This is a genomic window from Streptomyces sp. NPDC088147 (assembly GCF_044741565.1).
In the GTDB taxonomy this organism is placed as follows: domain Bacteria; phylum Actinomycetota; class Actinomycetes; order Streptomycetales; family Streptomycetaceae; genus Streptomyces.
In genome coordinates, this window is record NZ_JBIUSY010000003.1 from 726,910 (window position 1) to 747,837 (window position 20,928).

Here is a 20,928-nt window from a genome sequence, read left to right on the forward strand (position 1 = left end):
AGGGAGCTTACAAGGTTCCCTTGAATTCGACCGGGACATCTACGGGTGCGATGGACGGGATCTCGTCCAAGCGCTTGATGTCGAACTCCGCGCCAAGGAACGGGTTATCCTCGTCACTGAGGATGATGCGCTCCATCCACGTATCTACGTGCTTCCCGTGCATCTGCACCGGAAGGGACAACTCGAACCTCAGACCTTCTTTGCTCGACTTGTAGAGAAGGAACCATGTGGGGATATCGTTAGCCTCTGTGCCGTCTTCGATGTTTGTATTATCGAAGATAGGAAGGGGCAACTGCTCAAAGTTCCGCTCAACGAGCTTCGCCACGGCGGAGCCCTTCGGGTTTTTAGTCCGAACGTCTCCGGAGTAGCTCGCCGCCTCTTCGCCCACCATACCGGAGCCGCTGACCGCAGTGATGGCAAAGGTGCCGGTCGGATGGGTGGTCCGAAGAATCGACTGAGCGTTGCTGTAGGTCCACGCTTTCAGCGTCATTCGTTCTCGGAATGTGCGATTGCTCCTGGACCAGAACGCGTATCCCGCCATGCCGGGTGCGTCCATCTCCGTGCAGAGGCGGGCCTCGGAGAGTCCGCCGGCGAGCGCCCTTTGCAGATCCTCGGGTGTGAGATCAAGCTCTCGCAGCCGCCGCACCGCCGCGACGTCAACGTGACACACGGGTTCCACATGCCCTCCAGCTTGCGTAGGTTCCAAAAACTGTACCTCATCTGAGGGCGAATATTTGGAACCCGAGGAATTAGAACACTAGTTCACATGGTTGAGCAGGTCAACTGGCCCTCGCTGGTAATGCGTTCACTGCCACCGTCACCGCGTCGAAGGCGTGCGCGGAGGGAGTCGCGCGCCGCCCAGGCCACCGGTTCAGGGGGTGCGGTGGGCTGATCGACGCCCCTATCAACCGGGAGCGACCTGTCGAGGTTGGACCCGCGCGCAGGCCAACATTCGGGTTATCTCTGCCGTTTGGCTTGGCTACCATCAGGTTGGAGCTGCGCTCAGCTCGGCACTGCTGCCGAGTCTCGTGCTGCCCCTCTCCGTAGCCGTTATCTGCAAGGTTCTGGCATCGAGGTTGAGCAACGACGACCAGGGCAGCGAGACGAACGACGAGGAGAACCGTATGGCTGATGCGCCGAAGTTGAGCAAGATGAAGCAGTGGGCCAGCGCCTTTTGCGACGTACTGGGAGACCTTGCCGTCGGCTTCGCGGGCGGGGCAGTGTCGAGCTGAGTGCAGCTCCCGCCGTACCCGCGAACCGGCCGAGGTACCGGCCTCAGCCGCCAAACCGCTTGCCGCCGGACTACCGGGGGCGGACGTCGACGGCATCCTCGCCCTTGCGGCCGAGCGGGATCTCGGCGCGTCGACGCTGGACGCGTTGCACTCGTCGATCGCGGACTACTGGCGCCGGGACGACGAGCACGGCGGCGAGACCTTACGGCCGGCGGTCGTCGGCCAACTCCGCTACGTCGTCGATCTCCTCAAGGAGCAGCGTCCGGCTCCTCTGCGGAACGGCCTGCACAGCATCGCGGCCGAGTTGGCCCGGCTCACCGGATGGACCTACTTCGACGCCCGCCAGTACAACCAGGCACGCGCCTACTTCACCGAATCCCTCGGTCTGGCCAAGGCCGTCGACGACCGCCAGTTCATGGCCAACGTCCTCGCCTGCATGAGCCTCCAGGCCACCTACCAGGACAAGCCCGGCCACGCTCTCGCACTCGTCACGGCCGCCCAGGACCAGGTCCGAACGGCCGCAGGGACGACACCGCGCGTGCTGGCCATGCTCGCGATGCGCGAAGCCTTCGCCCACGCCACCCTCGGCAACCACGGTGCGACCCACGCCGCGATCGCGGAAGCCCACACCCAGTTCGGACGGATCAGCACCGGCGATCCGGACCCGGCCTGGGTCGCCTACTTCGACGAACCGAAGCTGATCGTGGACACCGGCATCGCGCACGGCCGCCTGGGCGAAGCCGCCCTCGCCGAACCCCTCATCACGGACGCCCTCCGCCGGGAACACGCATCGAACCACCGAGGCCGCGCCTTCCACGCCTTCTGGCTCGCCCGCACCCAGCTCCAGCGCGGCAAACTCGACGAGGCGTGCCACACGGCCATGGACGCCCTGGCCCCTGCGGCGGCCGTCAGCTCGCAACGAGTCGCCGGCCACCTCCGGGAGTTCTACGAGCAACTGGAGCCCTTCCGCCGGGAGCCGGCCGCGGTGGCGTTCGAGTCCCGGCTCCGGGAGGTGCTGCCCCGCCAGGTCAGCGGATCGCCTCGTCCATGAGCACGTAGAGCAGGCCGACCAGGGAGCCGCTGCTGACGATTTCACGACGGTCGATCATGCCCCGTACGTCGGCCAGCGGGATCCACTCGATCCGGTCCGACTCGTTTTTCTCGGTCGGCGGACCTTCGTACGTCGCCCCGTCGGCCCGGAAGACGTGGTGCTGGGAGTCGGTGATGCCGTTGGCCGGCTCGGCGTAGATCAGCGACTTGACCGGGCCGGGACGCCAACCGGTCTCCTCCAGGACCTCACGGGCAGCCGCGTCCGCCGGTGTCTCGCCCTCCTCGACCAGGCCCATGGGCAGCTCCCACGCCCAGGCGTCCGTGATGAAGCGGTGCCGCCACATCATCAGCACCTCGCGGCGCTCATTGACGACGGCGGCCACGGCCAGGTGCCGAAGCTTGACGACGTGGTGCTCCCAGCGATTCCCGTCCGGCGTCTCGACGTCGGTGAGCCACAGGTTCACCCAGCTGTTCTCGTAGATCGGACGTTCCCCGTGGATCTTCCACTGCATCGCTGCGGCCCCTCTCAATCGGCCTCCAGCATCGCAGAGCACGGGCTAACTAGAGCTAGGTTCAGTCAGGATTCACGTCAGACTGACGAATACTGGTGCGACAAAGAGATCCAGCAGACCGACCCGCAGGCCCACTCCTCCCTAGGGGGCGTCCCCATCAATGGACGCGTTTTCAGGCGCGGGAAGGAGTATGGAACTAGTGGATATGACCCTCACGCTCTGGGTTCCAGGTGGCTCAGGTGTGGCGAGCGTGGCGCTGTTTGCTACCAAGGGCCTGCTTGATCAACTGCCTGGAGTCTTCGACTCGTGGCACGTTGCACGCTGCACGACGCGCGTGGCGCGGGGTTTGCTCTGTCTCGCCGACGTCCCCGGCAGAGGCAGCAGACGAGCGGGGTCTTCGGTGTGCCTCGTCTTGATAGGCAAGTGGATGCTTGCCTATTCTGTGGTCGTGGCCGACGACCTTTTCAAAGCCCTGGCCGATCCCACCCGCCGCACCATCCTCGACGAGCTCGCGGAGAAGTCCGGGCAGACACTGTTCGAGATCTGCTCGCGCCTGAGCATGAAGCATCAGCTCGGCATCTCGCGCCAGGCGGTCTCGCAGCACCTCGCCGTGCTGGAGGCCGCGGGGGTCGTCGAGACCAGGCGGGAGGGTCGCTACAAGTTTCACGACCTGAACGCGGCCCCGCTGCGGCACATCGTCGAGCGATGGCCCATCCCCGAGACATCCGGACCAGAGGAGAGCACCCCATGAAGATCCATCTGACCAGCGTCTTCGTCGACGACCAGGCTGACGCCCTGCGCTTCTACACCGAGATCCTCGGGTTCGTGAAGAAGCACGACATCCCGCTGGGCGAGGAGCACCGGTGGCTGACCGTCGTCTCGGCCGACGAGCCCGGCGGCACCGAACTCCTCCTGGAGCCCGCCGGTCACCCGGCCGTCAAGCCCTACCGCGACACGCTCGTCAACGACGGGATCCCGCTCGCCCAGTTCGCCGTCGACGACGTGAAGGCGGAGTACGAGCGCCTGCGCGGCCTCGGCGTCCGTTTTACCCAGGAGCCCGTGGAGATGGGCGCCGTCACCACCGCTGTCTTCGACGACACCTGCGGCAACCTGATCCAGATCGTGACGCAGCCGAAGTAGGCCGGTCAGCCGCGCGAGAGGCTCAGGTGCAGTGATGATGATCAGCCCCCGCGCCCTTCAGCGGCGGGAGAGCGGCGGCGCTCCGCCGAGTCACGTCTGGTACACGTCGTACGGTTCCAATACGTGCCTCGACCGGCTCTCGTGTTACATCGCTGGCGGACGGCCGCCGGGTGCCGCCCGGACGTATCCCGGGTGCAGGGACAAGCGACCGCCGAGCGCCTCCGTGCCCGTGGAGCTTCGCGGCGTCATGTACTTCGCCACCGAATCGCCCGTCTGGGGAGGCGGGAGGGCCTTCTACGATCCCGGCGCCGGGGGAAGGGTGCTGGCGAGGGCGCACCTTGTCTCGGTCGGGCAGTTCTCGGACATCGCCGCGCAGGAGATGTACCGGGAGCCGGGGGCCGATCTCGACCTCACGGAAGCGCTGGGTGAGGGACGGTCGGTGCTCGGGGGCGGGCGGTACGAGACGCTCGTTTGTCCGGGCGCGATGGACGGGGTCCCGGTGCTCACCTTCACCGCTCCGTGGAGCGTGGACGAGCCGGAGTGGAACAAGCCCTCGGCGTCCTACGTCCGGCTCCTGGGCGCCGGTCTGCTGGCGGCGAGCGCCTGGGACGGGGACACCATCGCCCGCTATCTCGCGGCGTGCCCCGGCGCGGCCGGCCGATGGACCGCGCGCGAAATCGCCGACCTGATCGCCGACTGATCGCCGCGTCTGAGTGAAGGGGGCCAGGCGCGGTTCTGTCGGCGGTCCTGTCAGTAGCTCCTGCCAGCGCTCCCGCCCGTGGTCCGTTCCGTGGTCCCGTCCGTGGTCCCGTCCGTGGTCCCTTCCGCGGCTGCTGAGCGGCCTCCTGGCGTCGGCATCGGGAAACGCCGAATTAACTGGGCGGGCCGTGGCGCGAAACGCGATTCGGCCACCTTTTCTCCCGGACCCTGCTTGATCCATCCGATCAGGCGTTCCCGGCACCCCGGCGATCCCGGCAGCCCAGCCAGTCTTGTCGATCCCGGAGAAGGGTGTGCGGTATGCGAGGAATCGTGCGTCGAACCGTCCTGCTGACGGCCGTAATGGCCCTGACGGCAGGTACGGCCGCAGCCGCCGAGCAGAACAAAGCGCCGGTCAAACGGCCCAAGGTCGCGGTCATCGGCACCGGCGGGACGATCGCCGGGGTGAGCGAGAGCCGGGTGGACTTCCAGGACTACCAGGCGGGCAAAATACCCATATCCGACTTGGTGGGTGACCTCAAGCCCGAGGTGGACCGGGTCGCCGACGTCTCCACCGTGCAGTTCGGCAACCAGGGTTCGAGCGGCTACTCCATAGCCGACTACCGCAAGCTGACCCGGACGGTCGACCACGCGCTGCGCTCGAACGATGCCGCGGTCGTCACCACAGGTACGGACACGATGGAAGAGTTCGCGTACTGGCTCGATCTGACCGTACGCAGCGACAAGCCGGTGATCCTCACCGGAGCGATGCGCCCGTGGACCGTCATCGGCACCGACGGGCCGGCGAACCTGTACAACGCCATCCAGCTCGCCGCCGGCCGCAAGACGACCTGCTTCGGCAGCGTCATCATGCTCAACGACGAGATCCAGGCCGCTCGTGAGGTCCGTAAGACGGACGCGCTGCGCATGGATACGTTCAACAGCGGTGCCGGCGGCGTCCTGGGCGTGGTCGACCAGGACCGGGTCCGGATCAACCGCGCGCCCGCGCGGGTGGACAAGTGCGGCAAGGCGAGCTGGAAGACGCCGTTCGACCTCGACAAGATCGAGGGCAAGGAGAAGAGCCTGCCGAAGGTGGAGATCGCCTACAGCTACCAGGACGCGGGCGGCGAGGCCATCAAGGCGTTCGCGGACTCCGGCGTGGCCGGCGTCGTGACCGCGGGTACGGGCGCGGGCGGTATCTCCCCGGCCATGAGCAAGGCGCGTACCGAAGCGGCCAAGAAGGGCGTGGTGTTCGCCTCCACGACGCGTACGGGCAACGGGGCCGTCTACGACGACGCGGCGGACGGCCCGCTGATCGGCGCGGCGGACCTCACCCCGCAGAAGGCCCGCATCCTGCTCCTCCTCTCCCTCGCGGCCACCGACGACGTGGACAAGATGCGCGGCTGGTTCACCACCCTGGGTGCGGCCGAGTTCAAGAGCCGCGGCTAGGTCCAGGTCGGTGGTCCAGGCCGGGTCGGTTCAGGTCCAGGTCGGTGGTCCAGGCCAGGTCGGTTTAGGTCAGTCCTGGTCCAGGTCGGGTCGGTTCAGGTCCAGGCCAGGTCCTGTCCGGTCGGCCGCCACCCTCCGGAGGGCGTCCTCGCATCGCGCGAGGGCGCCCTCCGGTGTCGTCGGGTCAGGGGCCCGCGGTGAGCCGGGCGGCCGAGGCGATGGTCGCGCGGGCTTCCTGTTCGGTCAGACCGGTGTACAGGGCCGCGTCGACGAGGGGCTCCGTCAGGGTCTCGCCGAAACCGTGTTCGTACGCGCGGCAGGCGGCCCAGAACAGCCGGGTGTTGCGCTGCCCCGCGTGTGCCGCGCGTACGAACTGCACGAGGCCGTGGCCACGCGCGGGCTGTTCCTCGGCCGCGCCGGAGCGGTGCCGGTGGTGCTGAGCGCGCGCTGGGGGCGCAGGGGGTGTGAGCAGACGCAGAAGGGCGCGGGGGCAGGGCGCGGGCGCCAGGCCGGCCGTACCGGGGGCCGGCCGGTAGGCGCCGCGCGCCGTGACCGAGCCGGGTCCTACGAGATAGCCGCCCGCGCCGCGTACGTCGATGCCGGGGGCGAGCCGACTCGCGGAGTTCGGTACGACGACGTCCGGCGGGCCCGTCAGCCAGATGTGGCGGCCGCCGCTGGGGGTGAGGATCACCACGGTCTCCGGGAGCGTGAACAGATGCTGGAGAGCCAGTTGTTGAAGCGCGGCCACCGATTCGGGCGGTGAGGGCGGTGAGCCGAGGGGTGAGTCCGGCGCCGGTCGCGAGGCGGCTTCCCAGGCCGGTCCTGGGGCTGGCCCTGAGGCCGGTCCTGGTGTCGGTCCTGAGGCCGGTCCCGGGGCGACGTCCAGATCTATGCCGATGAGGTGGTGCGGCGGGCGGCCACAGGCGATGCCGTAGCCGGTCGCCCAGGGTGCGGCGGCGAACAGGGAGCGTACGCCGGTGGGATCGGTGGTGGCGTCGTGCACCCCGTGGCCCGGACGCCCGCACTCGCCCCGGCAGAGAACCGGCTCGGGCTCGCCCCTGTGTGGTGAGCGCAGCGCGGGGAGCTTGGTGGGGGACAGCGGGAAGACGGGGAGCCCACGCTCGGCGGCGGACAGCGCGTGCGTGAGGGCCAGGGTGGCGGTGGCGGTGTGCCGGGCGGCGATGGCCATGAGTCTATGTTCGTACAGGTGTTCGAAGAAGGGAAGAGGGGGTGGTTCGAGGAGAGAGGGGTGAGGGGCGCAGAAACGCTTCTTCCCTTGTGGTGGGCGGACTCGTGACGCGGATCGCGACACCCGGGCGAGGGCGGGGCAGGGCTTTGGGGGCGCATTGGGGGTTTATCGACATGTCCTCACGCTTGCGAGGGAATCAGGCTCTCCGGGCTGGTTCGCGGGGGATTCGGTGGGCAATTCTGAGGTCGCGACGTCGTCACCGCGACCGAGACAGTCGGCCAACTGCCTCGGAAACAAGCTGTACTTCATGGTTCCTGGAGGAAATGTCATGGCTAACTTCCGTACCGCCCGTGCCTTCGCCGCTGTTGCCGCGCTGCCCCTCGCCGCCGCGCTCTTCACCGGCGTTGCTCAGGCCGACAACGGCGCCTTCTCCGGCGCCGGGTCGAACGCGACCGTGGCCACGATCAGCGGCAGTGGGGTGGGCGGACACAACCTCGGCAACTCGACGACGACGCAGCAGGTGGCGACCGGCGCCGGGGCGTCCAATCAGAACAACACCGCGAATGTGATCGGTTCGGGCTTCACGACGATCGACCAGTCCAACGAGAACGTCGCGGTGACCTTCAACAACCTCTGGTGGTGAAGTACGGCCCGACGGGGGGCGTGACTGAGGGGTGAGGTACGTTCTGCGCGGCGGTACTCCGGTACCGCCGCGCAGGGCGTTTTCCGCGTTCACCGGCGCCTCGCTCACCAGCGGTCCCGCCAACCGACCCATCAGCGGTCCCGCCGACCGGCCCACCAGCGGTCCCGCCAGCGGTGCGACCAGCAGTGCCATCAGCAGTGCCACCTGCGGTCTCGCCGGTATCCGACCCACGTCCCGCCCTGCGTCTGGCCCTGCGTCCCGCCCGCGTCTTGCCCCGCGTCCCGCCCCGCGTTCCGTCGGCGCCGACGGCCGTGCGGCGCCGATCGCCCTCGCGCGCCCGGTCGTTCCCCTACGGTGGCGGTCCCGTACTTCCCGGGGATGACCCTGATGATCTCCTCGTCCCCTCCTCCACCTACAGGAGGTGGAGCAGGCACCATCACTACACCCTGAGGCGGAGACCGCTTCGGGACCTGGGGCCGATCCCCCGAGGGGGGCTCGCTCCTAGCGTGGAGCCATGACCACGCCTGTCTGCACGAGCGCCTCTCAAGCCGCCAAGCCGGCCGCGCACTCGTCGTATCCGAGTCACCCGCCGGCCACCGGACACAGCGCGCACACCGGCCCCACGGGCTTCTCGCCCTACCCGCCCTTCGTGTCGTTCTCCTCGTACGTACGGGCGCGGGGGCCCGTGCTGCTGCGTACGGCGCGCTCGCTCACGTCCAACCCGTGCGACGCCGAGGACCTGCTGCAGACGGCCCTCACCAAGACGTATGTCGCCTGGGAGCGGATCGAGGACCATCGGGCGCTGGACGGTTACGTCCGCCGCGCCCTGCTGAACACCCGGACCTCGCAGTGGCGCAAGCGCAAGGTCGACGAGTTCGCCTGCGAGGAACTGCCCGAGCCCGCCGGGCAGCCGGAGCCCGATCCGGCCGAGCGGCAGGTGCTGCACGACGCGATGTGGCGTGCGGTGATGCGGCTTCCCGACCGCCAGCGGGCCATGGTGGTCCTGCGCTACTACGAGGATCTCAGCGAGGCCCAGACCGCCGAGGTGCTCGGTGTCTCGATCGGCACGGTCAAGAGCGCGGTGTCCCGCGCGCTCGGAAAACTCCGTGAGGACCCGGAGCTTTCGCCCGTCCACTGATGGCCGGGCTGTGTCGGGCCGGACTGGGCTGCCGCGCTCGACCGAGCCGAAGCTCGACCGGACCGAAGCCCGACCGGGCCGGTAGCAGGTTCCGAGGTTCTGACGTCCGACCGTGGTTTCTACTCTCGGGTAGTGACATACCGAGCGGTATGTGAGCAGAATCTTCCCACTTGTCGCGACGAAGCGACAGCGCCCACCGGGAGGATGCTGTGCGAAGCACAATGCAGGATGTACCGCTCACCATCAGCCGGATTCTGGAGCACGGCCGGACCATCCACGGACGGTCGACCGTAACCACCTGGACCGGCGAAGCGGAACCCCAGCGCCGTACTTTCGCCGAGATCGGCGACCGCGCCGCACAGCTCGCCAACGCCCTGCGTGATGACCTCGGCGTGACCGAGGGCAGTGTTCTGGGGACGTTGATGTGGAACAACGCCGAGCATGTCGAGGCGTATCTCGCGATCCCCTCCATGGGCGCGGTCCTCCACACCCTCAACCTCCGGCTCCCTCCCGAGCAGTTGATCTGGATCGTCCAGCACGCCGCGGACCGCGTGATCCTCGTGAACGGGTCGCTGCTGCCGCTGCTCGCCCCGCTCCTCCCGCATCTGCCGACCGTCGAGCACGTCATCGTCTCCGGTCCCGGCGACCGCGCCCCGCTCGACGGAGCGACCGCGCGCGTGCACGACTACGACGAGCTGATCGCCGGCCGCCCCACCACGTTCGACTGGCCCGAGCTGGACGAGCGGTCCGCCGCGGCCATGTGCTACACCTCCGGCACCACCGGCGATCCCAAGGGCGTCGTCTACTCCCACCGCTCCATCTATCTGCATTCCATGCAGGTCAACATGTCCGAGTCGATGGGGCTGACGGACAAGGACACCACGCTGGTCGTCGTCCCGCAGTTCCATGTGAACGCGTGGGGCCTGCCGCACGCCACCTTCATGACCGGCGTCGGCATGCTGATGCCCGACCGCTTCCTCCAACCCGCCCCGCTCGCCGAGATGATCGAGCGCGAGAAGCCCACGCACGCCGCCGCGGTCCCCACCATCTGGCAGGGGCTGCTGGCCGAGGTCACCGCCCGCCCGCGCGATCTGACCTCGATGGCCCGCGTCACGATCGGCGGCGCGGCCTGTCCGCCCTCGCTGATGGAGGCGTACGACAAACTCGGGGTACGGCTCTGCCACGCCTGGGGCATGACGGAGACCTCGCCGCTGGGCACGATGTCCAACCCGCCCGCCTGGCTCACCGTCGAGGAGGAGTGGCCGTACCGCATCACCCAGGGCCGCTTCCCGGCCGGTGTCGAGGCCCGGCTGGCCGGACCCCGTGGTGACGTCCTGCCCTGGGACGGTGAGTCGGCCGGCGAGCTGGAGGTACGGGGACCCTGGATCGCCGGGGCGTACTACGGGGGCGCGGGCGGTGAACAGATCAGGCCCGCGGACAAGTTCAGCGAGGACGGCTGGCTCAAGACCGGCGACGTGGGGACCATCAGCCCGGACGGCTATCTCACGCTCACCGACCGCGCCAAGGACGTCATCAAGTCCGGGGGCGAGTGGATCTCCAGCGTCGAACTGGAGAACGCGCTGATGGCCCATCCGGAGGTGGCGGAGGCGGCGGTCGTGGCCGTACCGGACGACAAGTGGGGCGAGCGTCCGCTCGCGACGGTCGTTCTGAAGGACGGGGCGACGGCCGACTACGCGTCGCTGAAGGAGTTCCTCGCGGGGAAGATCGCGAAGTGGCAGCTCCCGGAGCGGTGGACGGTGGTGTCCGCCGTGCCGAAGACGAGCGTCGGGAAGTTCGACAAGAAGGTGATCCGCAAGCAGTACGCGGACGGGGAGCTGGACATCACCCTCGTCTAGAGCGTCTAGAGCGCCTGGAGCCGTCCCGTCCGGAGCCGTCCCGTCCGGAGCCGTCCCGTCCGGAGCCGTTCCGTCCGGAGCATCCGGAGCGCGTCCGGACGAGCAGGAGGCAGGAGGTCCGGGAGCTGTGGTCGGCGCTGGGGTGGGGCAGCGGGGTGGGGCGGTGCCCCGCCCCGGAGCCGCACCCGCCCCACCCGGACATCCACCTGTCTAGTTCGTCCCGATCTTCGCGAGCAGGTCCACGATCCGGGACTGCACCTCGTCGCTGGTGGAGCGCTCCGCCAGGAACAGCACCGTCTCCCCGGAAGCGAGCCGCGGCAGCTCCGTCCGGTCGATTCCCGCCGAGGTGTAGATCACCAGCGGTGTCCGGTTCAACTGGCCGTTCGCGCGCAGCCAGTCGATGATCCCGGCGCGTCGGCGGCGTACCTGCATCAGGTCCATGACCACCAGGTTCGGCCGCATCTGGGTGGCGAGGTTGACCGCTTCGTTGTCGGTGGCCGCCCGCCCGACCTGCATGCCGCGCCGCTCCAGCGTCTCCGTCAGGGCGAGCGCGATCTCCTCGTTCTCCTCGATCAACAGGACGCGCGAGGGGTGCTGTTCGCTGTCGCGCGGGGCCAGGGCCTTGAGGAGTACGGCCGGATCGGCGCCGTACGCCGCTTCGCGGGTGGCCTGCCCGAGACCCGCCGTCACCAGCACGGGGACCTCGGCGGCGACCGCGGCCTGGCGCAGCGACTGGAGCGCGGTACGGGTGATCGGTCCGGTCAGCGGATCGACGAACAGCGCCGCCGGGAACGCGGCGATCTGCGCGTCGACCTCCTCGCGGGAGTGCACGACCACCGGGCGGTAGCCGCGGTCGCTCAGCGCCTGCTGGGTGGAAACGTCCGGCGCGGGCCAGACGAGCAGCCGGCGCGGGTTGTCGAGCGGCTCCGGGGGAAGCTCGTCGTCGACGGGCCGCGGCTGGGGGCGGTTGGCCACCTCGACCGCGCCACCCGGGCCGTCCAGCGGCTCGGGGCCCTCGGCGCCCTCGTCGGGCGCCCCTATCGCGTACGAACGTCCCTCGGGGTGGGCGTGGGGCAGACGCGAGCCGCCCTGTGACGCGCCGACGCCGGGGTGCGGACCGGAGCCCGCGCCGGACCCGGTCAGGTCGGGGCGTTCGGTGCCGTCGGGCGGGGTGCCCAGCTTGCGGCGGCGGCCGGAGCCGAGGGACTGCGGCTGGCTCGGCGGCTGGTTCGTCGCCTGGCCCGGGATCTGGGGCTGGTTCTGCTGGTGGGGCGGCTGCTGCGTGAAGGGGACCCCCTGGCCGAGGGTACGGACGCTGAAGGCCCGCCCCTGCGTGGAGTCCGGCGAGACCGGAGCCTCTTCGGGCAGGGGCTGCGCGGGCGGGAGCGGCTGATGGGCGCCGCGCCGGGGATTCGGTACGGCGGCGACGTCGGCGGACGAGGACGAGTGCTGCGCGGAAGAGTCCTCGGGCGCGGCCTCGGGTGCCGGGGAGGTACGGGCGGCCGGCGGGACGGGCACGCTGCCGGTGGCGTTGCTCGTGGCGGGGTCGTCGGGCCAGCCCGGGGGCGCGGCCATCGTGCCGAAGCCCGAAGTCGTGGGCATTCCCCGGCCGTTGGACGCGGGGCCGGTCCCGGACGCCGGTCCCGCACCGGACGCCGGTCCCGCACCGGAACCCGGGCCGGCGTGGGACGCAGGGCCCGCGCCACGGCCGTACTCGTGGTCCGGATTTCCCCAGGTGTTCGGGTTCGGGTTGGAGTTCGGGTTGGGGGTCGGCTGGAGGTTCGGGTTCGGGTTCGGGGCGTCCCCGGTCCCGGCGAAGGCCCCCCTGCGCGCCGCCGGCAGCGGGTGTGGCTGCGGCGGGGTGTGATCGTCGTCCGGATTCGTCCGTACGGCGTCATGGCGGCCCGGCACCGGGCCGCGCGGCGCGGGCGGGGCGGCGGGAGCGACGGGACCGTGACCGGGGCCCGGTGCGGGCGTGCGGTCGGCCTCGGCGGGCGGGAGCGCGAACGGACTGCGCGCGCCCTCCGGCTCGGCGGGCACGGGGATGTGCCGCTCCTGCGCGGGAGCGAGCGCGCGGCGGGCACGGCGCCCGGCCGGCGGTGCCGGCTGAGCGGGAGCGGAAGGCATCTGCCGGGGCGTCTGGGCCTGGGGCGGGGCCGGAGCGGCTCCCGGTCCCGGTCCCGGTGACGCGGCGCCCGCCGGAGCGGTCGGCGGTACGGGCGCGGATACGGGGCCGGCGGGCGCCATCGGAGCGGCGGGCGTCATGGGCCCGGCCGGCAGCGCCGGCAGCGCGCGCTGCCCCTGCCCACCGTGGCCGCCCTGTCCACCTTGTCCGCCCTGTCCACCCGGGCCTCCGTGCCGGGCGCGGCGCCCTGTTCCGGCGGCGGCCTCCGCGGGCACACCCTGGGGCGGGACGGCCTGGCCGAGCGCCGCCCGTCCGGTCGGATGCGCACCCTCGGCGGCCGTCACGACCGACCCTTCGGAAGCCGGGGCGGCCGGCAGCGCGACAGCGGACCCCGGGTTCGGCCCCGCGGCACCATGCCCGCCGGCACCCGGCCCGCCAACGCCCGGCCCGCCGGCCGCCGCTACATCGTCAGCGGGGCTCGGACGGCCGCGCCGACGGCCCGTTCCGCTGCCCCCACCGGAGTCCTGCGCGGGGATCAGGTCCTGCCGGATTCCCGGATTCCCGGGATTTCCCGGATTCCCGTGGTTCCCTTGATTCCCCTGGTTCTGGTGCCCAGGAACTCCCGGGCCCCCGAGACCGGCGCCCTCCGTCCCGGCGCCCTCCGTCCCGGTTCCAGCGGCCGTCCCGGATCCGGTGGCCGTCCCGGCTTCCGCCTCCGGCTCGGCCGCCCGCGCCCGGCGCCGTCCCGTAGGTTCCCCGGCGTTCTCGGTCGCGGACGCCAGGAACGCGTCCGTGGACGCCCGCCGCGCGCGTCGCCTGCCGCCGCCGCCCGAAGTCGAAGAGCCCGTCCCCGTCCCCGTCCCCGTGCCCGTCCCGGCTCCCGTACCCGCTTCCTGCGCGGGCAGGGCGGGCTGCGCGGACCCCGGCATCCCGGCGGGCGGCTTGACCGTACCCGCGCCCTCGCCGAGCGGCAGCTCCAGCACATACGCGCTGCCGCCCATGCCCGGCATCTCGTGCGTCTGGAGCACCCCACCGTGCGCCCGTACGATCCCGCGCACGATCGGCTCGTGCACCGGATCACCCCCGGCGAACGGCCCGCGCACCTCGATCCGTACGACATCGCCGCGCTGCGCCGCGGCCACCACGATCGTCGAGTCGACGTATCCGCCGCCCGGTACCAGCCTGGCCCGGCCCGTCGAGTCGACCCCGGCCACATCGGCGATCAGATGCGCGAGGGCCGTCGCCAGTCGCCCGGGGTCCACCTCGGCCTCGATCGGCGGGGCGTGCACCGCGAACTGCGCGCGGCCCGGCCCGATCAGCTCGACCGCGCCCTCCACACCGGCCGCCACGACCCCGTCGAGCAGGGTGTTCGTCTTGATCAGCTGTTCCATACCGGCGTCGAGCCGCTGGTACCCGAGGACGTTGTCGACGAGCGTCGTCATCCGCGAGTAGCCGGCGGCCAGATGGTGCAGGATCTGGTTGGCCTCGGGCCAGAGCTGCCCGGCCGGGTCGGCGGCGAGCGTGGTCAGTTCGCCGCGCAGCTCGACCAGCGGCCCGCGCAGCGATTCGCCGAGCACGGCGGTCAGCTGGGAGTGCCGGCCGGATGTCTCGCCGTACCGCTCCGTCAGTTCCTCGATCTCGGCCGCGTACCGGTCGCTGCGGTCCGCGAGCTCCGCCGCGTGCCGTTCGGTCGCCTCGTCCAGCTCGGCGCGCAGCCGCTCCGTGGTCTCCGCCAGCTCGGCGCGCAGGCGTGCGGTCGTCTCCGTGAGCTCGGTGGTGAGGCGCTCCGTCGTCTCCGTCAGCTCCGCGGCGTGCCGGTCCTCCGCGGTGGCCAGCTCGGCGGCGTGCTGCTCGGTGAGTTCGTCGTACGGACGCCGGTCGGTGAAGGTCATCACGGCGCCGACGAGCTGATCGCCGTCCCGCACGGGCGCGGTCGTCAGATCGACCGGCACCTTCTTGCCGCTCTTCGCCCACAGCACCTGCCCGCGCACCCGGTGCTTGCGGCCCGACCTGAGCGTGTCCGCGAGCGGAGAGTCCTCGTACGGGAAGGGCTCGCCGTCCGCACGCGAGTGCAGGATCAGCGGGTGCAGCTGGTGGCCGCCCAGATCGCTGGCGCGGAAGCCGAGGATCTGCGCGGCGGCGGGGTTGACGAGGACGACGCGGCCGTCGGTGTCCGTACCGACGACACCCTCCGACGCGGCCCGCAGGATCATCTCGGTCTGCCGCTGCGAGCGTGCCAGCTCGGCTTCGGTGTCCATCGTGCCGGAGAGATCACGGACGACCAGCATCAGCAGCTCGTCGCCGGTGTAGCTGTGCGAGTCGTTGTACGCGTCCCGGCCGTCCTCCAGGCTCGCGCTCGTGACCTCGGCCGGGAACTCGCCGCCGTCCGTACGCCGCGCGATCATCCGCGTCGGCTTCGTACGGCCGCGCGCGTCCGCCGCTTCCGGGCGGCGCATCGAACCGGGGATCAGCTTGGAGTCGAACTCGGGCAGCAGATCGAGCAGCCCGCGGCCGACCAGTGCGGTGCCGGGGGTCTCGAACATCTCCAGCGCGATGGTGTTGGCGTTGACGACCGTGCCGTTGGCGTTGACGAGCACCAAGCCGTCGGGGAGTGCGTCGAGTATCGCCGCGAGGCGAGCAGCGCCTCGGGATGGCCTGCTGCTCACGACGACGCTTCCTCCCTGAACCACTGCACCTTGCGGACCGCGGCACCCATCTTGCCCCTCGGGTTCCGGCATGTCACGGAAGGGAGTCTAAAGGCTGGGGAGGCGGCCGCGACGGCGGATGAGCGGGAGCTCTCGCAGGGGTTCTGTGCGAATGGCCTGTGCCACTGGCCTTTCACGCGACTTCCTGCACCTCGCAATTGCCTCACCGTGGAACGTATTGCCCGGTCGGGCGTCTGCCGGACGGGACGCCTGCCCCGACGGACGGTCCGGGGCAGGCGCGTGGACGAGCGGACAGTGGACGAAGCGGACGGTGGACGAGCCGACGGCGGACGAGCCGACAAGCGGCAGGACCGGTGCCGCGTACGCCTCCATGCGCTTCCGTACGCCTGCGTATGCCTGCGTATGCCTGCGTATGCCTCCGCACGGACCGGGAGCGGCCTACGACGGGTTACGCCCGGGTGTTCGGCAGCACCGGCTCCAGCGTCTGCCAGCGGGCGATCTCGCACCCGTTCTTCCGGTTGAACGTGGCGTCGACGGCGCGCCCCTGCCAGGTGCCGGTGATGCGCGCCGTGGCGTCACCGCCGTACAGCATCGTGCACTGCATGTCCTTCGCCACCGGCGCGAACGGGTCCCGCTGCTCGCTCGCCAGCTGCGCCAGCCGGTCGCACGCGGCCCGCGCCTGCTGATGCGTCCCCCCGGCCGGCCGGCACTTCAGGCGGTACGTGCCGTCGGCACCCCGGAGCCCGGAGTCCGCGACGGTGACGGTGAACTCGTCCCGGGAGTCCTCGGCCGACGGCACCGGCAGCGGCAGCGCCACGGGCGCGAGCCGCGTGAGCCCGGAGCCGGCGGACTCGGTGAAGGCGCCGGTGTCGGCGCGGGCCGAGGCGTCCGCGGAGGCGGCGGGCGCGACGGCACCCAGCAGGGCGGCGGACGCGGCGACGGAAGCGGCGGCGGTGAGGACGAGGCGACGCAGCATGGAAGCTCCTGACGGGTGACGGATCCGGGGCCAACGCCCCGCCCTCTCTAACGCGCGTCAAGCCCCGGCGTTGCGGACGCGGAAGCGCTTTGCCCTGTGGGCCACCCGCCTAGTACCGTGAGAAGCGATTGGTGACACCCCACCCGGCTGTGTCATCATCTGCACGCACCATCCGCGCTCGCGCGGGTGTGCTGGAGGCGTCGCCTAGTCCGGTCTATGGCGCCGCACTGCTAATGCGGTTTGGGTCTTAAAGCCCATCGAGGGTTCAAATCCCTCCGCCTCCGCGCGTGAATCACCGAAGCCCCGGCCCCACGGCCGGGGCTTCGGCCGTTCCGGCGCCGATGGCCCGTACGAGTGACCGCCCCCACGAGTGATCGTCCGCACGGCCGCCGACGCGCGGTCCCGACATCGAATCTGGGGCGTTTTCGCAGGTCAGCTGTGGTCTGGCGAATGGATTTCACCTGGCGCCACAGGTCATGTAATGTTGTTCCCGCAACGCCGACCGGGAAGAAAAGCCCGGAACGCCAAGCACTCGTAGCTTAACGGATAGAGCATCTGACTACGGATCAGAAGGTTGCAGGTTCGAATCCTGCCGAGTGCACACAGGTGAGAGGCCCCCGGAGAAATCCGGGGGCCTCTCGCGTTGGGCCGTACAGCAGCGAAGTACAGCAACGGGTCAACCGGGGCTGGGAACGTCAGCCAGCGCCGCCCATCACTTCGGAAAGCTTGCCGATGGCCGCACGCACCTCGTCCTCGCTCGCCTCCGCGTAGACCTCCATCGTCATGGCGATCTGGGAGTGCCGAAGGATGCGCTGAGCGATCTTCGGATGCACCTTGAGGGCGACCAGGAGCGAGCTGCACGTGTGCCGGGTGTTCCGCAGCGGGATCACCCGGAGGCCGGCCCGGCGGGCGCGCAGCGCGAACATGCGGGTGAGGTTCCCCGGTTCGATCGGCGTCCCGTACTTCGTGGTGAAGACCAGATCGTGCCGGTCCTGCCAGAGGGCACCCGCGGCTTTCCGGTCCCCGGTCTGCTGAGCGCGGCGCATGCGCAGGGCCTTGAGGCAGAGTGCGGGCAGCGGCAGGAAGTCGTCCGACTCCTCCGTCTTGGTCTCGCGGTGGAGGATCTGCCGTCCGGCCCGCTGGATCTGGTGGTCCACGTACAGCTCGCCGGTCTCGAAGTCGATGGACTTCCAGGTCAGACCGAGTACTTCACCACGGCGCAGCCCCAGGCAGAGGACCAGTACCCAAGCCGCGAACAGGTGGTCGTCACGCGCCACGCCGTCGGCGAGGAAGTGGCCCGCCTCTGCGACGGACCATGGCTTGATGCGGCGGCGGCGCGGCTTGGGGACCTTGACCAGGGAGGCGACGTTCTTACCGATCTCCTCTTCGGCCACGGCGTGCGACAGGGCGGCCCGCAGAGCGTCTCGCGCGGCCTGGATCACCCGCCGGGAAGGGAACGCCTCGCAGCACTCACCAACGGCGCAGCAGCGCTGCCGACTCGGTGAGCGCTTCGCGTCTTTGCCTTGGGCGCAGCATTGGCAGATACCGGCAAGCTTGGTCAGCCACTCGCGCACGTCCCGCACGGTGAGCTTGTCGAGGCGCTTGGTGCCGAGGTGCGGGCCGATGTAGAGCCGTACGGAACCCTCATACGAGATGTAGGAGAGAGGAGCGAGGTTCGGCTTCACGATCGAGTCGAGCCAATACGTCAGGAAGGCGTCGAGGGTGCGGTGACGGGTCGTCACAGGTCCCTTTTTGGCTTCACCGTGCAGTTGGATCCACTTGTCGTGCACGACGTCGCGGGTCGGCCCGTAGACGTACTTGCGCTTGCGCCTGCCGTCCGGGGTGTCGACCCAGACGTACGCGGCGAAGCCGTTCCTGTAGGGGTAGATGGATCCTTCGCCGTTGCCCCGCTTGCCACTCATGCCGACCACCGCGCATCGTCGGTAGCAACGCGGGTGACGTACGCGTCCACCCAGGCAGGCAGGATACGCCGGTTACGGCCGACCTTCACCGAGCGGATCTCACCGGTGAGCACGAGCATCTTGGTCTTGGACAGACCGAAGCCGAGCATCTCGGCAACCTCGGCCGTGGTGTGCCACTTGCGTTCGATCACAGCGGAAGTCACGAGCAATCCCCCTCCAGGCGGTGGGTGCGGTCGGGCAGGTCGGGCAGCTTGTCGAATTCGGCCAGCCCGCCGATGCGGCGGTCCACGACGCGGCGGATGTGGGGCATTCTGAAGGCACCTCCTGGTTCCGTGGATGGGATGGGAGGAACCGGGGCAGCGGGCGTCTTTGACCCGTCGACCGCTGCCCCGGGTGCAGTTACGAGTGCCGGGAGAGGTCTTCCGCGGGGTGCTCGGACTTCGCTGGGACAACGGCCAAGGTGGCGATCAGCCGGACCGGGGACGCGGTGTCCCGCGGGTTCTCCGTCTCGACCCAGCCCCAGTACGGGCATGTCCTGAAGGGGACATAGCCGAGGTGCTTGAGGGCGGAGGCGCGGTCGTTGACGCTGGGGATGCCCCTGTCGGCGGGGAGCAGTTCCTCCGGCCACCGGCTCTCGCCGGGGAGGACGACGTAGACAGCCCAGTGGGAGCCGTCCCCGGTACGGCCCATCTGCGCGGTGAGTGGGGGGATCTCCTGCATCATCGGTCGTCCCCGGAGACCTGGTTGGTCGCCGCCGTGAGAAGCACGAAGTGCAGGGCGCTCTCTGCTGTCACGCCGTAGGCGTACGCAGTGTCCGGTAGCCCTGTGGCACGCTCGGATGCATGGGCGACGTCGGCGCTCTCGTAGTCCGCCAGGTCCTCGTAGAACGCGAGGTCGGTTACGTACGCGAGGGCGTGCTCCTGCTCCAGTACCCGCTGCCGCAGACTGGCGAGCCGCTCGCTTCCGGTCCATCGGCTGAGCGCACTCCGCAGATCGGGCAGGGGCTCGGCCGGCAGTACGTAGCAACTGTCGCGACGCCCGAGCACGATGTGGGGCGGACGCTCGCCGTTGAGTACGGACTTCACGGCCGCGGCGGTGCCGTACGCGTACGCCTGTGCCGTGTTCTCGTACAGCCTCTTCGTCGTGTCGCGCAGGTTCCCGTACAGCTCACCGAGCCGCCACAGGGCATCGTCCTGCGGACGCACGAAGTCCCTTTCGAGAACGCTCAGCTTGCCGTTGATGGGGAGCACTCGGGTGGGATCGACGTTCCACGAGGCGGTGCACGCTGTCTGGTGGGCGGTTCGGTATTCGCGAGCGGCGGCGCCGAGGGCATGCACGCTCGCGGTCAGGGTGTTGAACCACGCGGGTGTCGGTTTGGGCATGGGAACCTCCGTATCGGGCGCAGGCCGGGCGGCTGTCCGGTCCTCTGCGCGGCTCCACCTCCGGCCGGGATGGGGGGAGTTGGAGCCGCACAGGGGACCGTCAGCCGACGAACTGCTGCGCCGCGCTGGTGCCGCCAGCGGACGCCAGCAGGAGTGTCCGGAGGTCGCTGCCCACGACCACGGCGAGACGCTGTTCGATCGCCTGCCAGGAGACGGAGTCAATGGCCATCAGCGAGGCGACGGCGGCAGGGCCGCGGCCCTCACTGATGGCCTCAAGGGCGTCCCTGAGTTCACCGGCGGCCATCAGCGAGATCTGGGGCAGGGCGGTGGCGTACTGCTCGGACATGGGCGGGATTCCTCTCGGTGGGATGGGTGAGATCTGCGTCAGTTGCCGAGGTCGCGTACGGCATCGGCGAGCGCGGTCATGATCTGGTCGATGGACTCGGCGGCTCCGGTGCGGGAGAGGTAGAAGCCGAAGAGCACGGCGACCACGGCGGCCCCGATGCCGACGGCCTTGAAGCGCAGGAGCAGCGCCAGCAGGAGCCCGAGCAGCGCGAGTGCGGAGATGGTCAGGAACATAGGCGTGGCCTCCAGGAGCTGTTGGTGATCAGCGGGTGCCGTCGTGGTGGAGGCGAGCAGCGCCGTTGTAGAGGCGGCGGCCGATCCGGAGGCGCCGGCCGTAGCCGCCGCAGCGCCTGCACTGGCGACCGCGCTTGAGCCGTCCGCTGCGCGTCTGATGGATCTTGTGGCCCCAGCCCTTGCACGTGCGGCAGGCTCCGTACGGACTCGCGGCACACATCAGCCCGTAGCAGAGCGTGGCGACTATGAGGATGGGCATAGCGGAGAGCAGAGAAGGCATGACAACCCCTCCCAGGGCAGGAATCAGGGCATGAGCCAGGCAGGGCCGCTAGGGGCTAGTTACCTGCTCAGAGTTGGTTTTGGGCGCTAGCGG

20 protein-coding genes, 2 tRNA genes and 1 pseudogene are annotated in these 20,928 nt (G+C 70.1%); 11 read left to right on the forward strand and 12 right to left on the reverse strand.

Annotation, left to right across the window (positions count from 1 at the left end):
* Positions 1-7 precede the first annotated feature (7 nt).
* Positions 8-679, reverse strand: a complete 672-nt coding sequence (locus ACIOGX_RS14100; protein ID WP_383041139.1) for a hypothetical protein — start codon at positions 677-679, stop codon at positions 8-10.
* 397 nt (positions 680-1,076) lie between these two features.
* Here ACIOGX_RS14100 and ACIOGX_RS14105 point away from each other — a divergent pair, with 397 nt between their 5' ends.
* Together ACIOGX_RS14105 and ACIOGX_RS14110 are read left to right on the forward strand one after the other, a co-directional pair.
* A complete protein-coding gene (locus ACIOGX_RS14105) occupies positions 1,077-1,232 on the forward strand; it encodes a hypothetical protein (RefSeq protein WP_401912956.1) in 156 nt (51 codons plus the stop codon).
* Between the two features lie 19 nt (positions 1,233-1,251).
* Positions 1,252-2,283: pseudogene (locus ACIOGX_RS14110) on the forward strand (hypothetical protein); the annotation flags it as partial.
* Here ACIOGX_RS14110 and ACIOGX_RS14115 read toward each other — a convergent pair.
* On the reverse strand, positions 2,261-2,794 hold the full coding sequence (locus tag ACIOGX_RS14115; RefSeq protein WP_401912958.1) for an NUDIX hydrolase: 534 nt from the start codon (positions 2,792-2,794) through the stop codon (positions 2,261-2,263). The pseudogene ACIOGX_RS14110 and the gene ACIOGX_RS14115 sit on opposite strands and share 23 nt — an antisense overlap.
* Positions 2,795-3,242: 448 nt before the next feature.
* Here ACIOGX_RS14115 and ACIOGX_RS14120 point away from each other — a divergent pair, with 448 nt between their 5' ends.
* The 4 genes from ACIOGX_RS14120 (at position 3,243) to ACIOGX_RS14135 (ending at position 6,079) form a co-directional block, all read left to right on the forward strand.
* On the forward strand, positions 3,243-3,545 hold the full coding sequence (locus tag ACIOGX_RS14120; protein WP_356509101.1) for a metalloregulator ArsR/SmtB family transcription factor: 303 nt from the start codon (positions 3,243-3,245) through the stop codon (positions 3,543-3,545).
* Positions 3,542-3,934, forward strand: coding sequence for a VOC family protein (locus ACIOGX_RS14125; protein ID WP_356509103.1), 393 nt, complete (start codon positions 3,542-3,544; stop codon positions 3,932-3,934). Before ACIOGX_RS14120 ends, ACIOGX_RS14125 begins: the two co-directional genes overlap by 4 nt.
* 247 nt (positions 3,935-4,181) lie before the next feature.
* On the forward strand, positions 4,182-4,634 hold the full coding sequence (locus ACIOGX_RS14130; RefSeq protein ID WP_401912962.1) for a histone deacetylase: 453 nt from the start codon (positions 4,182-4,184) through the stop codon (positions 4,632-4,634).
* A gap of 329 nt (positions 4,635-4,963) precedes the next feature.
* On the forward strand, positions 4,964-6,079 hold the full coding sequence (locus ACIOGX_RS14135) for an asparaginase (RefSeq protein ID WP_401912965.1): 1,116 nt from the start codon (positions 4,964-4,966) through the stop codon (positions 6,077-6,079).
* A gap of 184 nt (positions 6,080-6,263) precedes the next feature.
* On the opposite strand, the gene ACIOGX_RS14140 is transcribed toward ACIOGX_RS14135, so the two are convergent.
* Entirely contained in the window at positions 6,264-7,268 is a 1,005-nt protein-coding gene (locus ACIOGX_RS14140; protein WP_401912968.1) for a bifunctional DNA primase/polymerase, read from the reverse strand.
* A 328-nt stretch (positions 7,269-7,596) separates the two neighbouring features.
* Between ACIOGX_RS14140 and ACIOGX_RS14145 the strand changes: the two genes are divergently transcribed.
* From ACIOGX_RS14145 to ACIOGX_RS14155, 3 genes are all read left to right on the forward strand, one after another.
* Positions 7,597-7,911 (forward strand): hypothetical protein, encoded by a 315-nt coding sequence (locus ACIOGX_RS14145; RefSeq protein ID WP_356509109.1) that lies wholly within the window; start codon positions 7,597-7,599, stop codon positions 7,909-7,911.
* A gap of 514 nt (positions 7,912-8,425) precedes the next feature.
* The gene (locus ACIOGX_RS14150) at positions 8,426-9,049 is read left to right on the forward strand and encodes a SigE family RNA polymerase sigma factor (RefSeq protein ID WP_356509111.1); all 624 of its coding nucleotides are present in this window, start codon (positions 8,426-8,428) and stop codon (positions 9,047-9,049) included.
* A gap of 209 nt (positions 9,050-9,258) precedes the next feature.
* Positions 9,259-10,905, forward strand: a complete 1,647-nt coding sequence (locus ACIOGX_RS14155; protein ID WP_401765803.1) for a long-chain fatty acid--CoA ligase — start codon at positions 9,259-9,261, stop codon at positions 10,903-10,905.
* A 210-nt stretch (positions 10,906-11,115) separates the two neighbouring features.
* Here the strand turns inward: ACIOGX_RS14155 and ACIOGX_RS14160 are convergent, their stop codons facing one another.
* Together ACIOGX_RS14160 and ACIOGX_RS14165 are read right to left on the reverse strand one after the other, a co-directional pair.
* Positions 11,116-15,696 carry a PAS domain-containing protein gene (locus tag ACIOGX_RS14160; RefSeq protein WP_401912972.1) on the reverse strand — a complete coding sequence of 1,527 codons (4,581 nt, stop codon included), beginning with the start codon at positions 15,694-15,696 and terminating at the stop codon, positions 11,116-11,118.
* 448 nt (positions 15,697-16,144) lie between these two features.
* The gene (locus ACIOGX_RS14165; RefSeq protein ID WP_401912975.1) at positions 16,145-16,672 is read right to left on the reverse strand and encodes an SSI family serine proteinase inhibitor; all 528 of its coding nucleotides are present in this window, start codon (positions 16,670-16,672) and stop codon (positions 16,145-16,147) included.
* Positions 16,673-16,865: 193 nt separating this feature from the next.
* On the opposite strand from ACIOGX_RS14165, the gene ACIOGX_RS14170 reads away from it, so the two are divergent.
* Together ACIOGX_RS14170 and ACIOGX_RS14175 are read left to right on the forward strand one after the other, a co-directional pair.
* A tRNA-Ser gene (locus tag ACIOGX_RS14170) sits at positions 16,866-16,956 on the forward strand.
* Between the two features lie 244 nt (positions 16,957-17,200).
* Positions 17,201-17,273 (forward strand) — tRNA-Arg (locus tag ACIOGX_RS14175).
* Positions 17,274-17,367: 94 nt separating this feature from the next.
* On the opposite strand, the gene xerC is transcribed toward ACIOGX_RS14175, so the two are convergent.
* The 7 genes from xerC to ACIOGX_RS14210 all read right to left on the reverse strand — a co-directional run bounded on the left by xerC (position 17,368) and on the right by ACIOGX_RS14210 (position 20,814).
* Positions 17,368-18,603 carry a tyrosine recombinase XerC gene (gene xerC, locus ACIOGX_RS14180; RefSeq protein WP_401912978.1) on the reverse strand — a complete coding sequence of 412 codons (1,236 nt, stop codon included), beginning with the start codon at positions 18,601-18,603 and terminating at the stop codon, positions 17,368-17,370.
* Positions 18,591-18,797, reverse strand: a complete 207-nt coding sequence (locus ACIOGX_RS14185; protein WP_384769093.1) for an excisionase family DNA-binding protein — start codon at positions 18,795-18,797, stop codon at positions 18,591-18,593. Before ACIOGX_RS14185 ends, xerC begins: the two co-directional genes overlap by 13 nt.
* 196 nt (positions 18,798-18,993) lie before the next feature.
* Entirely contained in the window at positions 18,994-19,317 is a 324-nt protein-coding gene (locus tag ACIOGX_RS14190) for a DUF6303 family protein (RefSeq protein ID WP_401912981.1), read from the reverse strand.
* Positions 19,314-19,976, reverse strand: coding sequence for a hypothetical protein (locus ACIOGX_RS14195; protein WP_401912983.1), 663 nt, complete (start codon positions 19,974-19,976; stop codon positions 19,314-19,316). Before ACIOGX_RS14195 ends, ACIOGX_RS14190 begins: the two co-directional genes overlap by 4 nt.
* Positions 19,977-20,076: 100 nt before the next feature.
* A complete protein-coding gene (locus tag ACIOGX_RS14200) occupies positions 20,077-20,322 on the reverse strand; it encodes a hypothetical protein (protein WP_401912986.1) in 246 nt (81 codons plus the stop codon).
* Between the two features lie 38 nt (positions 20,323-20,360).
* Positions 20,361-20,555 carry a hypothetical protein gene (locus ACIOGX_RS14205; protein WP_401912988.1) on the reverse strand — a complete coding sequence of 65 codons (195 nt, stop codon included), beginning with the start codon at positions 20,553-20,555 and terminating at the stop codon, positions 20,361-20,363.
* Positions 20,556-20,583: 28 nt separating this feature from the next.
* Positions 20,584-20,814, reverse strand: a complete 231-nt coding sequence (locus ACIOGX_RS14210; RefSeq protein WP_384769105.1) for a hypothetical protein — start codon at positions 20,812-20,814, stop codon at positions 20,584-20,586.
* Positions 20,815-20,928: the final 114 nt, after the last annotated feature.

Excerpts from the sequence above, each read along its gene's own strand:
- ACIOGX_RS14115 (WP_401912958.1), bottom strand. The coding sequence starts at position 2,794 with ATGCAGTGGAAGATCCACGGGGAACGTCCGATCTACGAGAACAGCTGG.
- ACIOGX_RS14125 (WP_356509103.1), top strand. The coding sequence starts at position 3,542 with ATGAAGATCCATCTGACCAGCGTCTTCGTCGACGACCAGGCTGACGCC.
- ACIOGX_RS14130 (WP_401912962.1), top strand. The coding sequence starts at position 4,182 with ATGTACTTCGCCACCGAATCGCCCGTCTGGGGAGGCGGGAGGGCCTTC.
- ACIOGX_RS14140 (WP_401912968.1), bottom strand. The coding sequence starts at position 7,268 with ATGGCCATCGCCGCCCGGCACACCGCCACCGCCACCCTGGCCCTCACG.
- ACIOGX_RS14145 (WP_356509109.1), top strand. The coding sequence starts at position 7,597 with ATGGCTAACTTCCGTACCGCCCGTGCCTTCGCCGCTGTTGCCGCGCTG.
- ACIOGX_RS14150 (WP_356509111.1), top strand. The coding sequence starts at position 8,426 with ATGACCACGCCTGTCTGCACGAGCGCCTCTCAAGCCGCCAAGCCGGCC.
- ACIOGX_RS14165 (WP_401912975.1), bottom strand. The coding sequence starts at position 16,672 with ATGCTGCGTCGCCTCGTCCTCACCGCCGCCGCTTCCGTCGCCGCGTCC.
- ACIOGX_RS14190 (WP_401912981.1), bottom strand. The coding sequence starts at position 19,317 with ATGATGCAGGAGATCCCCCCACTCACCGCGCAGATGGGCCGTACCGGG.
- ACIOGX_RS14195 (WP_401912983.1), bottom strand. The coding sequence starts at position 19,976 with ATGCCCAAACCGACACCCGCGTGGTTCAACACCCTGACCGCGAGCGTG.
- ACIOGX_RS14200 (WP_401912986.1), bottom strand. The coding sequence starts at position 20,322 with ATGTCCGAGCAGTACGCCACCGCCCTGCCCCAGATCTCGCTGATGGCC.
- ACIOGX_RS14205 (WP_401912988.1), bottom strand. The coding sequence starts at position 20,555 with ATGTTCCTGACCATCTCCGCACTCGCGCTGCTCGGGCTCCTGCTGGCG.
- ACIOGX_RS14210 (WP_384769105.1), bottom strand. The coding sequence starts at position 20,814 with ATGCCCATCCTCATAGTCGCCACGCTCTGCTACGGGCTGATGTGTGCC.